Raw genomic sequence first — 13,506 nt, forward strand, 5'->3', positions numbered from 1 at the left:
GCTTGCCAGGCTCAGACATTCAGGTGATTAGCATGAACGAATTCAGTCTTCTAGACCCGTTTCAATCCATCAACGTCCCCTTGGGCCAATGGGTAGAGGTCGTCCTAAATTTTCTGGTACAAAATTTCCGTGAAATATTTCGCTCGATAAGATGGCCCATCGATCAAGTTCTGAACGGCATTCAGTATGGCTTGCTGTCTATTCCTCCGACGATTTTCATCATTGCTGCAACGCTATTCGGCTGGCAGGTGGGAGGGAAGAGAATAGGCATCCTCTGCTTCGTTACCCTCTCCCTTTTAGGGGTGATCGGCGTGTGGAATGACGCAATGATAACCCTCGCGCTGGTGCTCACTTCACTGTTCTTCTGCGCGATTATTGGCATACCGTTGGGTGTTCTGTGCGCCCGTAGTGACCGATTGGAAATGATTCTTCGGCCGGTATTGGATGCGATGCAAACGCTGCCGGCGTTCGTCTATCTGGTACCCGTCGTCATGCTCTTTGGTATCGGAAACGTACCGGGCGTGTTGGTCACGATCATCTTCTCGGTAGCGCCGCTCGTCAGGCTTACTAACCTGGGAATCAGGCAAGTACCAGAGGATAAGGTCGAGGCAGCCAGAGCCTTCGGATGTACCCCACGTCAAATGCTGATGCGAGTCCAGTTTCCGTTAGCCGCCCCCACGATCATGGCTGGTTTGAATCAGGCATTGATGTTGTCACTTTCGATGGTTGTGATCGCATCGATGATCTCGGTGGGTGGACTGGGTCTGATGGTACTTCGCGGTATTGGGCGCCTCGATATGGGCCTCGCGACCGTGGGTGGCTTGGGCTTGGTTTTGCTGGCGATCTTCCTCGACCGCCTGACCCAGGCAATGGGCGAGCGCAGCAATAGAGCAACCAGAGGCGAACACTGGTACCAGACGGGCCCCGTTGGGGTGCTGTATCGCCTGAAAAGAAAAAGTGGCGTTAAAGAAATAGATATCAGGGCAAAGGAAAGTTAACCCGCATAGCAGCGCGCATGAACCAATAAAAAACGGGCTCTTTAAATCACGCAAGGTAGACGATAATGAATTTCACACAATGCGGAATGAAACAAAAACTTATTCGTTCTATGGCGCTTCTAGCATTAACGATATCACCTGTTTTCGCATCCGCTGCGACAGCGCAACAACCCGGCCAAGGGATATCAATCACCCCCATCTTCCCGGCTATCGCCGAAGAGCGATTCCGCGGAGAGATTGCAATGGCGGGCCTTAAAGAGTTGGGGTACAAAGTTCAGACTCCCAAGGAGACCGAGTACTCCACCATGTTTGTTGCGATCTCTGGTGGCGATGCTGACTTCACGGTACATATGTGGGAGACGCTGCATGAGGCTTTTTACAAAAAGGCCGGTGGCGATGACACGATGGTGAAGTCCGGCGATATTATGCCGGGTGTTTTGCAGGGCTACATGATCGATAAAAAAACGGCTGATGAGCACCACATTGCATCTATCGCAGATTTGCAAAAACCGGAGATTGCCAAGCTGTTCGATGGCGATGGTGACGGTAAAGCGGACCTGACAGGTTGCAACCCCGGTTGGGGCTGTGAACTGATCATCGCACACCATATGAAAGCCTATGACCTGAACAAGACCGTTTCAAATAACCAGGGCTCCTATTTTGCTCTGATGGCCGACACCATTGCTCGTTATAAACAAGGCAAGCCGATTCTCTATTACACCTGGGTACCTCAGTGGATATCCGGTGTACTGGTCGAAGGCAAAGATGTTGTGTGGCTGACCGTGCCGCGTACCGATCTCCCGAATGGCAAGAACGATACCAACACTACATTCAATGGCAAGAACCTGGGTTTCCCGGTAGACGTCGTCAAAGCCGTTGTTAACAAAGAGTTCGCCGAGAAGAATCCGGCGGCGGAAAAGTTTTTGTCTGAAATGCAGATCTCCACCGACGACGAAAGCGCGCAGAATCTCAAAATGCACAATGGCGAAAAAAGTGCAGCTGACATTACGCGCCATGCCTCGGAATGGATTGCCGCTCATCGTGCGAAGTACGATAGCTGGATAGCAGACGCCCGCGCCGCTGCAAATACCGCCACTGCAAAGAAGTAGTCTGGTCATCTAAAGCTGCGTAAAGGTTGCCCTTCGCCGGGCAACTTTTTTGTCCGTTTCGGCGTTCATCATTCAGGAATCATGAAATGCAGTTGTATTCATTCGTCCAGAATTTCAGTTACAAGGACACGCCCTTGCATACACGCGAGCTGGTTAAAACTTGCCTGCTCGACATCATTGGTGTGGCCGCCGGAGCCCGCAACAATCAAACCAGCGTCATGCTCAAAACTTACGCTGACGCCCACTACACTGCCAATAAGCTGTCCAGCCGCCTTTGGTTCGACGGCAGAGCCGTACATCCATTGGGCGCCGCGTATGCAGGCGGTTTCTGCGTTGATAGCCTGGATGCACATGAAGGTCACTTCACCTCCAAGGGGCATGCGGGTGCAACCGTTGTCCCGGCCATTGTTGCACTGGTTGACGCGTATCGCAGTCAGGGCAAAGACATCAGCGGCGAAGAATTCCTCAGCGCACTGTGCATCGGTTACGAGACCGCCTTACGTGCGGGCCAGGCATTGATGGCCACCGCCCCTGAATATCATGCCTCAGGCGCCTTTTCCGGGATCGGGGTCGTTTGCGCCGGCGCCCGCCTGCTGAAGCTTGATGAAACGACGTTTCGTCATGCGCTGGGTATCGCGGAGTACTTTGGCCCGAGGTGCCCGATGATGCGCCTGGTGAGCTTTCCAACGATGTTGCGTGATGCCCATGGCGCCGGGGCGTATGCCGGACTGAATGCACTACTGATGGCACAGATAGGTGTCACCGGCGCTCCAGCCGCCACCGTTGAACCTTTGGAGGTTTCCACTTTCTGGCAGGACATCGGGTCCCGTTGGGAGATCGACGAGCAATATTTCAAACCTTGGCCCGTCTGTCGCTGGGCGCAACCGGCACTCACGGCCATGACCGATTTGATGCGAGCGCATCCAGTCATCACTGCTGAGTTGATCGAGACCATAGATGTCGAGACATTCCACGAGTCTGTGTGTTTGCAGGGGCATTTCCCGAAGAATGCGGACGAGGCCCAGTATGCGCTAGCGTTCCCACTCGCTGCTTTGATCGTTCGCGAAAAGCTGGGGCCTGACGAAGTCACCGGGGACTCCATTCATTCGCCAGACATTTTAAGCATTAGCAAGAAAATAACCCTTCATGAGGCGCCTGACCTGTCCGCCAGATTCCCGGAGGAAATTCTCTCTCGCGTGACCGTTACCCTGAAAGACGGCACACGCCTTACGAGTCCAACTGCTACAGCCAAGGGCGACCCCGGCAATCCCATGTCGAGCGACGAACTCACCGCTAAATACCATTTACTGGCTGATGACAGCTTGGGCGTTACGCTCAGCAATGCCATCAAGAACAATATTGAAGCACTGCCTCTCTGTGACGATTGCCAATCATTCTTTGATTTGCTGCTGTCCGCTCCAAAAAGCGCTGTCTAGATTTAGCTATTCGTTCAGGTGTCAAAGAGGATTTATGCCATTCGTATTCGAGAGCGTGCTTAAAGACAAAAATATGGGGTACTCCTATACGACCGAGAAACCGTTGAAGCCGCAGGCAGTGACGCGTGTAGCTTTCATGCTTTTAAACAATTTCTCGATGATGTCATTCACCGGCGCTATCGATGCGCTGGTGACCGCAAACTTGATTAGCGAGACACCGGCATTCGAAGTGTTAACCGTTGGTATCAAAAGTCGTCTGGTCATGAGTGATCTGGGAATTGCAATTTCAGCAGACCTGGAGCTATCACAATTACCAGATCGCATAGATGTCCTCATTGTAGCGGGCGGTTTACGAGTAAAGCTAATCAGCGAACCACTATTACGGCGCAAGCTACGCAACGTCGCTTCTCTTGGTGCAACCATGGGCGGGTTGTGGAACGGCGCCTTTTTCCTGGCGGAAGCTCAGTTAATGGACGGTGTCGAGTGTGCCTTCCATCCAGACGGGCGAGCAATGATGGAGGATGTTTTCCCCAAAGTCCTGGTCTCTTGTCGAACTCACGTCATCGATAGAAACCGTATCACGTGCGCCGGCGCCAGCAGCTCGTTACGAATGATGCTGGAACTCATCACTGCTAAACAAGGCGTGTCACTGACCCATGCTGTCGAGGAAATACTCAGCTGCGATCAAACCCCTGAAGTCTCTGGGATATCGACGGTCATCGTTGACGCTGACCCCACCTTGCCACAAACCCTGAAGCTCGCTTTAGAACTTATGCAAAAGAACATCGAAGAGCCGCTATCCATCGACGAACTGGCCGAATGTGTGAATATTTCCCGACGACAATTGGAGCGCCGTTTCTGCCGTTTCGTCGGCGCCACTCCCACACGTTATTACTTGGAACTGCGCTTGACTCGAGCGCGTCAGCTTATTCTGCAGAGCAATCGGCCAATCACCGATATTGCGATCGCGACCGGCTTTTGCAGTTTCGCCAACTTCCATATGCGCTTTCGTGACTTCTTTGGCGTAGCGCCAAGTAGCTATAGAGCGACGTATGAGCGCAGGCGTTAGTTTTCCGAAACGCCAACACGTAAAAAACCAAAGAAATCCGCAAAGTCTAGGCCGAGCCAATGGTGGTTAACATCATCGATAAGGATTACCGAGAATTATGAATGCTCCATCGTCAGTGTTAATACCGACGGCTAACTACAGCGAGCGGATGTCTACACGCATTGCCTTCCTCATCGCGGGCTTACTCATGTCCGCTTGGGCGCCTCTGGTTCCATTGGTAAAGGCACGCGTCGGTTTGGACGATGGTGGCTTGGGGTTGCTGCTTCTCGGCCTTGGCGGTGGATCTATTGTAGCCATGCCCTTTGCCGGATATCTCACTGCGCACTATGGATGCCGACCGGTCGTCATCTGGGCAACTATTGCACTGTGTGCCGTTCTTCCGCTTTTGAGCACCGTGGTGTGGCTGCCTGGCCTGGTGATAGCTGTGATTATCTTCGGCGCCAGCATGGGCATGCTTGATTGCGCCATGAACATACAGTCCGTCATCGTCGAGAAAAACAGCGGGCAGGCACTTCAGTCTGGCTTCCATGGCCTTTACAGCGTCGGAGGTATATTAGGCGCCGGGGCGATGACCGCTTTACTGACCTTTGGCCTGGATCCACTGATGGCTGTGCTCTGCATCGTTGCCACAGTTTTGGGATCACTTTACAAGGCTGCACCTGCTTTGCTGACTTATGGCACTGAACGGGGTGGACCATTGTTCGCGGTGCCCAGGGGTATCGTGCTGTTTTTAGGGACGCTCTGTTTCATCGTATTCCTCACTGAAGGTGCAATGCTTGACTGGAGCGCGGTCTTCCTTGTCTCGAACCGAGGGTTAGAGCCGAGCATCGCCGGTTTGGGCTACGCATCCTTCGCCGCTGCAATGACGGTGGGCCGCCTGACGGGAGACGCCATCGTCAGCAAACTAGGCGGCGTGCGTGTCGTTGCGCTTGGCGGACTTTGCGCAGCCGCAGGCATGATCGTGTCGCTTGGAATCGATGGCTGGGTCGCGTCCTTGATTGGCTACGCCCTGATCGGGGCTGGCTGCTCGAACATTGTCCCAGTGATTTTTACCGCTGTAGGCCGGCAGCAACGTATGCAACAGGCGGTAGCCATCCCCGCTGTCATCTCGATGGGCTACGCGGGCATTCTGATAGGTCCCGTATTTATTGGAGCGGTTGCCCATCTAAGCACCTTGTCATTCGCTTTGGGCTGCCTAATTGTTCTGCTGGTTTTTGTCAGTGCAACAGCTCGATTACTTCGCAATTAACCGAATCTCTTCAGGCGCGATATCTCTCCCTGGTGTGATCAGCGCTTGCGGCTGCAACGGTCTTGGGGCTTCGAAATCCACCGCTACCGGGATCGCCGCAGTAGACTTCGCGATGGAAAAAAGCACTCCGATTCTCGACACTTGGGGACGAGCAGCACAATTGCCCCCACAATCACTTCGAAAATCCCGGCACCGACAATCACCAGGCCGGTTTCAAAACGAGCATACAGCGCAGCACCGCAGGCACCGGCAATCAGAATCGACGCACCCAGCGTGGCAAAGCGCAGCCTTGCCAGCCCGGCGATTTCGCTGTGCCTGAACCGGGTTTGAATGAGCAGAATGAATGAGATGTCGATCAGTGGCCCACCGAGTGCCGCAAGACTTGCGCCGACCATCATCCCCGTCAGGACGTGTTCCGGTGGCAGGTACAACACGGCCGCACCGATGATCGCGATGCCCAGGCCGTTGACCACGGATCCGAAGGTAAACCCGTGATACAAGCGGCGGATCTGCAGATTGCCCACAACAAAAATGGAGATCAGGTTCCCTGCCCCGTAAGCTCCCATGATCAGGCCGTAGGCAGCAAAACCCTGTACGCCGAATCCCTGGATATCGTATTTGACGACGGCCAGCGCCATGCCGATCGATATACCCACGCTCCAGGCAACATTGCCCAGGCCCGCACACACATACACCGCCTGCATCTGGCTGCGTCCCGCAAGACTTCTCCAACCGGCGGTAAATCCGGCACGCCGGCTTGTTGCCTTGACAGGTTGGCGCGGCAACGCTTTGCCCAACTTCATGATCGCCCACGCGGAAATCAGGAAGGTGATGCTGTTCAGGGTAAACAGATGCTCGATCGGAATCAGCAGCGTAATCGCCGCGGCCAGCATTGGCCCGATCACCCGGGCGACCCGGATGATCGCATCGAACAGCGCGTTGACCGATTGCAACTGGCCCGGCGCCGCGGCAATCCGCGGAAGACTGGCGCGCAGCGCCGGCTCGAACAACGAGTTGACGATCATCATAAGCATGAGCGGCACTGCCAGCATCCACAGACTCATGATGCCGAGCCCCCAAGCAACCACCGGAATCAAGGCAAGCCCGGCCCGCGCCAGGTCGGCGCCGATCATCGTGCGACGGTGATCCCAGCGCTCTGCCCATATCCCCCCCCAGCAAAGCACCTGCCAACGCGGCAGCACCGCGTAAAGCACTGAGCCAACTTGCATCGGTTCCGGCGATCTGCACCGCCATCCAGGCGATGGCAATCGCGAAGAGTTCGTCACCGATCGAAGAAAGCGCCAACCCTCCCCACAGCAAGGCTACGGGCCGCTGAAGCAACGGCCTGAACAATTTCATACCATCAACTCCGCACAGTCACTCAACAGGTCTGAAAAAAGCCGTCTCGTTACTCGTTGGTTGGAAACGACTGGCCCGTCGAACAGGCAGTCCATTAGGCGCGAGGCTTGCCCGCGAAAGCCACGACGCGGTTTCAAGCCAATCCTTTGCACTCCCTGCAACACTGAATTGTCATCATTTCATTTGATAGCCCACTAATGGAAGGTGCATGCTAGAGGGCTCGCTTTGAGCTTATATCATTCCGAATGATAGTTACCTTCGGTTCATTCGATTCGTGCCATACCACCCCGCCAAGCATCATCCGTCCATCTCAATACATTGGCGGATGCATCCATGGAACAGTCACTCAAACATTTGCGCTTCCCCTTGGCCTTGTTGGCCGTGCTGGTGATGAGCGCTTGCGGCAAGACTCCGGACGCTGCCGCCACCATGCCCGCGGCCAAAGTCAGCGTGGCCAAGGTGCTGGAACAACCGGTCAACGAGTGGGACGAATTCACCGGGCGCCTTGAAGCGCCGGAAACGGTAGAGATTCGTCCACGGGTTTCCGGCCAGATCGATGACGTGGCCTTCACCGAAGGCGCGCTGGTCAAGAAAGGCGATCTGTTGTTCCAGATCGACCCGCGCCCCTTCCAGGCTGAGGTCCGCCGCCTCGAAGCCCTGGTTGCCCAGGCTCGCGCCACCGCCACCCGCAGTGAAAACGAATCCCAGCGCGGCGAACGCCTGCGCACCAGCAACGCGATTTCCGCCGAACTCGCCGACTCGCGCACCAGCGCGGCTCAAGAAGCTCGCGCCGCCGTCGGCGCCCTCCAGGCCCAACTGGACCTGGCAAAACTGAACCTGAGTTTCACCCGCGTCACGGCGCCCATCAGCGGCCGTGTCAGCCGTGCGGAAATCACCGCCGGCAACCTGGTGACCGCTGATACCACCGCGCTGACCAGCGTCGTTTCCACTGACAAGGTGTACGCCTACTTCGACGCTGACGAACGTGTATTCCTCAAATACACCCAGCTCGCTCGTCAGGGCAAACGCGGTGCAACCACCCCGGTTTACCTCGGTCTGTCCAACGAAGACGGCAACCCGCACCAGGGCGTGATGAACTTCGTCGACAACCAGGTCAACCCGAAAACCGGCACCATCCGCGGGCGCGCTGTCTTTGATAACGCCGACGGACAGTACACACCTGGCCTGTATGCCCGTCTGAAACTGGTCGGCAGCGGCACTTACTCCGCGGTGTTGATCAACGACGAAGCGGTCGGTACCGACCTGGGTAAAAAGTTCGTGCTGGTGATGGATGCCGACAACAAAACGGCTTACCGCCCTGTCGAGCTGGGTCCGAAGATCGAAGGTCTGCGCATCGTGCGCAGCGGTCTGAACAAGGACGACACCATCATCGTCAAGGGCTTGCAGCGGGTTCGCCCTGGTTCACCGGTCACCCCTGAAGTGATCCCGATGGCCAGCGAACAAACCCTCGCAGCTCTCGCACAACAACGACAAGCGCTGGAAGCCAGCAACCTGCCCCAAGTCGCACCTGCCAAGGTCGCGCCGGGTACGGTTGTGAAAGTGGCTGCTGCGACTCCACGCGGTTAAGGGACAATTACTCCGATGAATTTTTCCCAATTCTTCATTTCACGGCCGATCTTCGCAGCGGTACTGTCGTTGCTGATCCTGATCGCTGGCGCCATCTCGCTGTTTCAGTTGCCGATCAGCGAATACCCGGAAGTCGTGCCACCGACCGTTGTGGTCCGTGCCAACTTCCCGGGCGCCAACCCTAAAGTCATCGGTGAGACCGTGGCCGCTCCTTGGAGCAAGCCATCACCGGCGTCGAGAACATGCTGTACATGTCCTCGCAGTCCACCGCTGACGGCAAGATCACCCTGACTATCACCTTCGCTTTGGGCACTGACCTGGACAACGCGCAAGTGCAGGTTCAGAACCGCGTGACCCGGAGCGAACCGAAGCTTCCCGAGGAAGTGACGCGCATCGGTATCACCGTCGACAAAGCATCGCCCGACCTGACCATGGTTGTGCACTTGACCTCACCGGACAAACGCTACGACATGCTCTACCTGTCCAACTACGCCTTGCTCAACATCAAGGATGAGCTGGCGCGTCTGGGCGGTGTCGGTGACGTTCAGCTGTTCGGGATGGGCGACTACTCCCTGCGGGTGTGGCTGGATCCGAACAAAACCGCTTCGCGCAACCTGACCGCGACCGATGTGGTCACCGCGATTCGGGAACAGAACCGTCAGGTGGCGGCCGGTGCCCTGGGCGCCCCGCCAGCACCTAATGCCACGGCGTTCCAGCTGTCGATCAACACGCAAGGTCGTCTGGTTTCCGAAGAAGAGTTCGAGAACATCATCATTCGTTCCGGCGAAAATGGTGAAATCACTCGCCTGAAAGACATCGCCCGTGTCGAACTCGGCTCCAGCCAATACGCCCTGCGCTCCCTGCTGGACAACCAGCCGGCGGTGGCGATCCCGATCTTCCAGCGCCCTGGCTCCAACGCGATCCAGATCTCCAACGATGTTCGGGAGAAAATGGCCGAACTGAAGAAGAACTTCCCGGAAGGCATGGACTTCAGCATCGTCTATGACCCGACGATCTTCGTGCGCGGCTCGATCGAAGCGGTGGTTCACACCCTCTTCGAAGCGCTGATCCTGGTTGTGCTCGTGGTGATCCTGTTCCTGCAAACCTGGCGCGCCTCGATCATCCCATTGGTGGCGGTGCCGGTTTCGCTGATCGGTACGTTTGCCGTGATGCACCTGTTCGGCTTCTCATTGAACGCCCTGTCGCTGTTCGGGCTGGTACTGGCCATCGGTATCGTGGTCGACGATGCGATTGTGGTGGTGGAGAACGTCGAGCGAAACATCGGGCTCGGATTAACCCCTGTAGAAGCCACCAAGCGCGCGATGCGCGAAGTGACCGGCCCTATCATCGCGACGGCGCTGGTGTTGTGCGCAGTGTTTATCCCGGCAGCGTTCATCTCCGGGTTGACCGGGCAGTTCTATAAACAGTTCGCCCTGACCATCGCGATCTCGACTGTGATCTCGGCCTTCAACTCGTTGACCTTGTCGCCGGCTCTGGCTGCGGTATTGCTCAAGAGTCATGACGCGCCGAAAGACCGTTTTTCCAAGGTTCTGGACAAAATCTTCGGCGGCTGGTTGTTCCGTCCGTTCAACCGTTTCTTTGACAAGGCCAGCCACGGTTATGTCGGCACTGTAGGCCGGGTTATCCGCAGCAGCGGTATCGCCCTGCTGCTGTACGCCGGCCTGATGGTGTTGACGTTCTTCGGTTTCTCCAATACCCCGACCGGTTTCGTGCCCGGCCAGGACAAGCAATACCTGGTGGCCTTCGCGCAACTGCCGGATGCTGCGAGCCTGGACCGTACCGAAGACGTGATCAAGCGCATGTCCGACCTGGCCCTGAAACAGCCTGGTGTGGAAAGCGCGGTGGCCTTCCCGGGTCTGTCGATCAACGGCTTCACCAACAGCCCTAACTCCGGCATCGTGTTCGTCACCCTCAAACCGTTCGACGAGCGTAAGGATCCGAGCATGTCCGCCGGTGCGATTGCCGGTGCATTGAACGGCCAGTACGCGGGGATTCAGGAAGCCTACATGGCGATCTTCCCGCCACCACCGGTACAAGGCCTGGGGACTATTGGCGGTTTCCGCCTGCAGATCGAAGACCGGGGCAACCTGGGCTATGACGAGCTGTACAAAGAAACCATGAACATCATCACCAAAAGCCACAGCGTGCCGGAACTGGCAGGCCTGTTCACCAGCTACACGGTGAACGTGCCGCAGGTCGATGCCGCCATCGACCGGGAAAAAGCCAAGACCCACGGCGTTGCCGTCAGTGACATCTTCGACACCCTGCAGATCTACCTGGGTTCGCTGTATGCCAACGACTTCAACCGCTTCGGTCGCACCTACCAGGTCAACGTTCAGGCTGAGCAACAGTTCCGCCTCGAATCGGACCAGATCGGTCAGCTGAAAGTGCGTAACAACCGGGGCGAGATGATCCCGCTAGCGACCTTCATCAAGGTCAGCGACACCTCGGGGCCGGATCGCGTGATGCACTACAACGGCTTCATCACCGCTGAAATCAACGGTGCGGCAGCCCCCGGCTACAGCTCTGGCCAGGCCGAAAAAGCCATCGAGAAACTGCTCAAGGACGAATTGCCCAACGGCATGACCTACGAGTGGACCGACCTGACCTACCAGCAGATTCTGTCCGGCAACACCGCGCTGTTCGTGTTCCCGCTCTGCGTACTGCTGGCGTTCCTGGTGCTCGCGGCTCAATACGAAAGCTGGAGCCTGCCACTGGCGGTAATCCTGATCGTACCGATGACCCTGCTGTCGGCCATTACCGGTGTGATTGCCTCGGGCGGCGACAACAACATCTTCACCCAGATCGGCTTGATCGTACTGGTGGGACTTGCGTGTAAGAACGCGATTCTGATCGTCGAGTTTGCCAAGGACAAGCAACAGGACGAAGGACTCGGCCCGCTGGCAGCAGTGCTGGAAGCTTGCCGTCTGCGTCTGCGGCCGATCCTGATGACCTCCTTCGCGTTCATCATGGGTGTTGTGCCTCTGGTTTTCTCCAGCGGTGCCGGTGCCGAAATGCGTCATGCCATGGGTGTGGCAGTGTTCTCCGGGATGCTCGGGGTGACCTTCTTCGGTCTGTTGCTGACGCCGGTGTTCTACGTACTGATTCGCAACTTTGTGGAGCGCGGTGAAGCGCGCAAAGCGGCCAAGGCGCTGAAATTGGAAAAGCAACTGGAGGCGCAACAATGAGCCTGAAAGCCTTCCTGCCGAGCCTTCTGGCACTGGCCCTGAGTGCCTGCGCCGTTGGCCCGGATTACAAAACCCCAGCGACGGAGGCGGCCAACATCACGGCCGCCACCGATGGCAGCGCCGGTCAGAAGAACTTCGACCGCGCCCGTTTCGAAGGCATCTGGTGGCAGCAGTTCGAGGATCCGACCCTTAACCAGCTGGTGACGCAATCCTTGCAAGGCAACCGTGATTTGCGCGTGGCCTTCGCCCGCTGGAAAGCGGCTCGAGCGATTCGTGATGACGTCAGCAATGACGCCATGCCGACCATCACCAGCCGTGCCAGCAGTGATCTGGCCAAAGGGCAGATTCCCGGCCAGACCACTAAACGCGTCAGCAGTGAACGCTATGACCTGGGCCTGGACATGGCCTGGGAACTGGACTTGTTCGGTCGCATCCAGCGCAACCTGGAATCCAGCGACGCCGAACAGCAGGCCGCCGAAGCCGATCTTTACCAACTGCAAGTCACCATGATTGCCGAACTGGTGGACGCCTATGGCCAACTGCGCGGCGCGCAGTTGCGGGAAAAGATCGCCCTGGCCAACCTGAACAACCAGCAAGAGTCGCGCAAGATCACCGAAAGCCTGCGTGATGCCGGTGTCGGCGATCAGCTGGACGTGGTTCGCGCCGATGCGCGCCTGGCCTCTGTCGAAGCCAGCGTGCCGCAATTGCAGGCCGAACAGGTGCGTCAGCGCAACCGCATCGCCACCCTGCTGGGCGAGCGTCCGGACAAGCTGACCGTCGACCTGAGTCCAAAAGACTTGCCGGCGATCGCCAAGGCCCTGCCGATCGGTGATCCGGGCGAACTGCTGCAGCGGCGTCCGGACATCCTCAGCGCCGAACGCAAACTGGCGGCCGCTACCGCCCGTATCGGTGTGGCCAAGGCTGATTTGTTCCCACGTGTCAGCCTCAGCGGCTTCCTCGGCTTCACCGCCGGGCGCGGTTCGCAGATCGGCTCGTCGGCTGCCAATGCCTGGGCACTGGGCCCAAGCATTACCTGGGCGGCATTCGACCTGGGCAGCGTGCGCGCCCGTTTGCGCGGTGCCGATGCTGAAGCCGAAGGCGCCCTGGCGACCTACGAGCAGCAAGTACTGTTGGCGCTGGAAGAGTCGGAAAACGCCTTCAGCGATTACGGCAAACGTCAGCAGCGCCTGATCTCGCTGATTCGTCAAAGCGAATCAAGCCGCGCCGCTGCCGATCTCGCCGACATTCGCTACCGCGAAGGCACCGTGGACTTCCTCGTGCTGCTCGATGCCCAGCGCGAGCGCCTGGCAGCCGAAGACACCCAGGCCCAAGCCGAAGTCGATTTGTATCGCGGCATTGTCGCCATCTACAAAGCCCTCGGCGGCGGCTGGCAGCCAGAGACGGTCGCCAGCAAGTAACGTTTCAAAGAGCTCCTTTGGTTGGCCGCAACCAACCAATTCTTTTTGCCCCGCGCCTCATTCGGTCGCGGG

8 protein-coding genes and 1 pseudogene are annotated in these 13,506 nt (G+C 57.3%); 8 read left to right on the forward strand and 1 reads right to left on the reverse strand.

Annotated features, from left to right (window positions below; translation table 11 throughout):
• The first annotated feature begins 32 nt into the window (after window positions 1-32).
• The 5 genes from proW to AB4O41_RS02450 all read left to right on the forward strand — a co-directional run bounded on the left by proW (window position 33) and on the right by AB4O41_RS02450 (window position 5,861).
• Window positions 33-998 carry a glycine betaine/L-proline ABC transporter permease ProW gene (gene proW / locus AB4O41_RS02430; RefSeq protein ID WP_460146041.1) on the forward strand — a complete coding sequence of 322 codons (966 nt, stop codon included), beginning with the start codon at window positions 33-35 and terminating at the stop codon, window positions 996-998.
• 110 nt (window positions 999-1,108) lie between these two features.
• Window positions 1,109-2,107 (forward strand): glycine betaine/L-proline ABC transporter substrate-binding protein ProX, encoded by a 999-nt coding sequence (gene proX / locus AB4O41_RS02435; protein WP_460148258.1) that lies wholly within the window; start codon window positions 1,109-1,111, stop codon window positions 2,105-2,107.
• An 86-nt stretch (window positions 2,108-2,193) separates the two neighbouring features.
• Complete coding sequence (locus tag AB4O41_RS02440; RefSeq protein ID WP_460146042.1) at window positions 2,194-3,543, forward strand: MmgE/PrpD family protein; 1,350 nt, start codon at window positions 2,194-2,196, stop codon at window positions 3,541-3,543.
• Between the two features lie 34 nt (window positions 3,544-3,577).
• A complete protein-coding gene (locus AB4O41_RS02445; protein WP_460146043.1) occupies window positions 3,578-4,612 on the forward strand; it encodes a GlxA family transcriptional regulator in 1,035 nt (344 codons plus the stop codon).
• 97 nt (window positions 4,613-4,709) lie between these two features.
• Complete coding sequence (locus AB4O41_RS02450; protein ID WP_460146044.1) at window positions 4,710-5,861, forward strand: MFS transporter; 1,152 nt, start codon at window positions 4,710-4,712, stop codon at window positions 5,859-5,861.
• Window positions 5,862-5,944: 83 nt separating this feature from the next.
• On the opposite strand, the gene AB4O41_RS02455 is transcribed toward AB4O41_RS02450, so the two are convergent.
• Window positions 5,945-6,994 (reverse strand): MFS transporter, encoded by a 1,050-nt coding sequence (locus AB4O41_RS02455; RefSeq protein ID WP_460146045.1) that lies wholly within the window; start codon window positions 6,992-6,994, stop codon window positions 5,945-5,947.
• 559 nt (window positions 6,995-7,553) lie between these two features.
• Here AB4O41_RS02455 and mexE point away from each other — a divergent pair.
• The 3 genes and pseudogenes from mexE (at window position 7,554) to AB4O41_RS02470 (ending at window position 13,434) form a co-directional block, all read left to right on the forward strand.
• Entirely contained in the window at window positions 7,554-8,807 is a 1,254-nt protein-coding gene (gene mexE / locus AB4O41_RS02460) for a multidrug efflux RND transporter periplasmic adaptor subunit MexE (RefSeq protein ID WP_460146046.1), read from the forward strand.
• Between the two features lie 15 nt (window positions 8,808-8,822).
• Window positions 8,823-12,016, forward strand: a pseudogene (locus AB4O41_RS02465) (efflux RND transporter permease subunit).
• On the forward strand, window positions 12,013-13,434 hold the full coding sequence (locus AB4O41_RS02470) for an efflux transporter outer membrane subunit (protein ID WP_460146047.1): 1,422 nt from the start codon (window positions 12,013-12,015) through the stop codon (window positions 13,432-13,434). Before AB4O41_RS02465 ends, AB4O41_RS02470 begins: the two are co-directional and overlap by 4 nt.
• The last annotated feature ends 72 nt before the right edge of the window (window positions 13,435-13,506 follow it).

The sequence above is a fragment of the Pseudomonas sp. S2_A02 genome, from assembly GCF_054668495.1.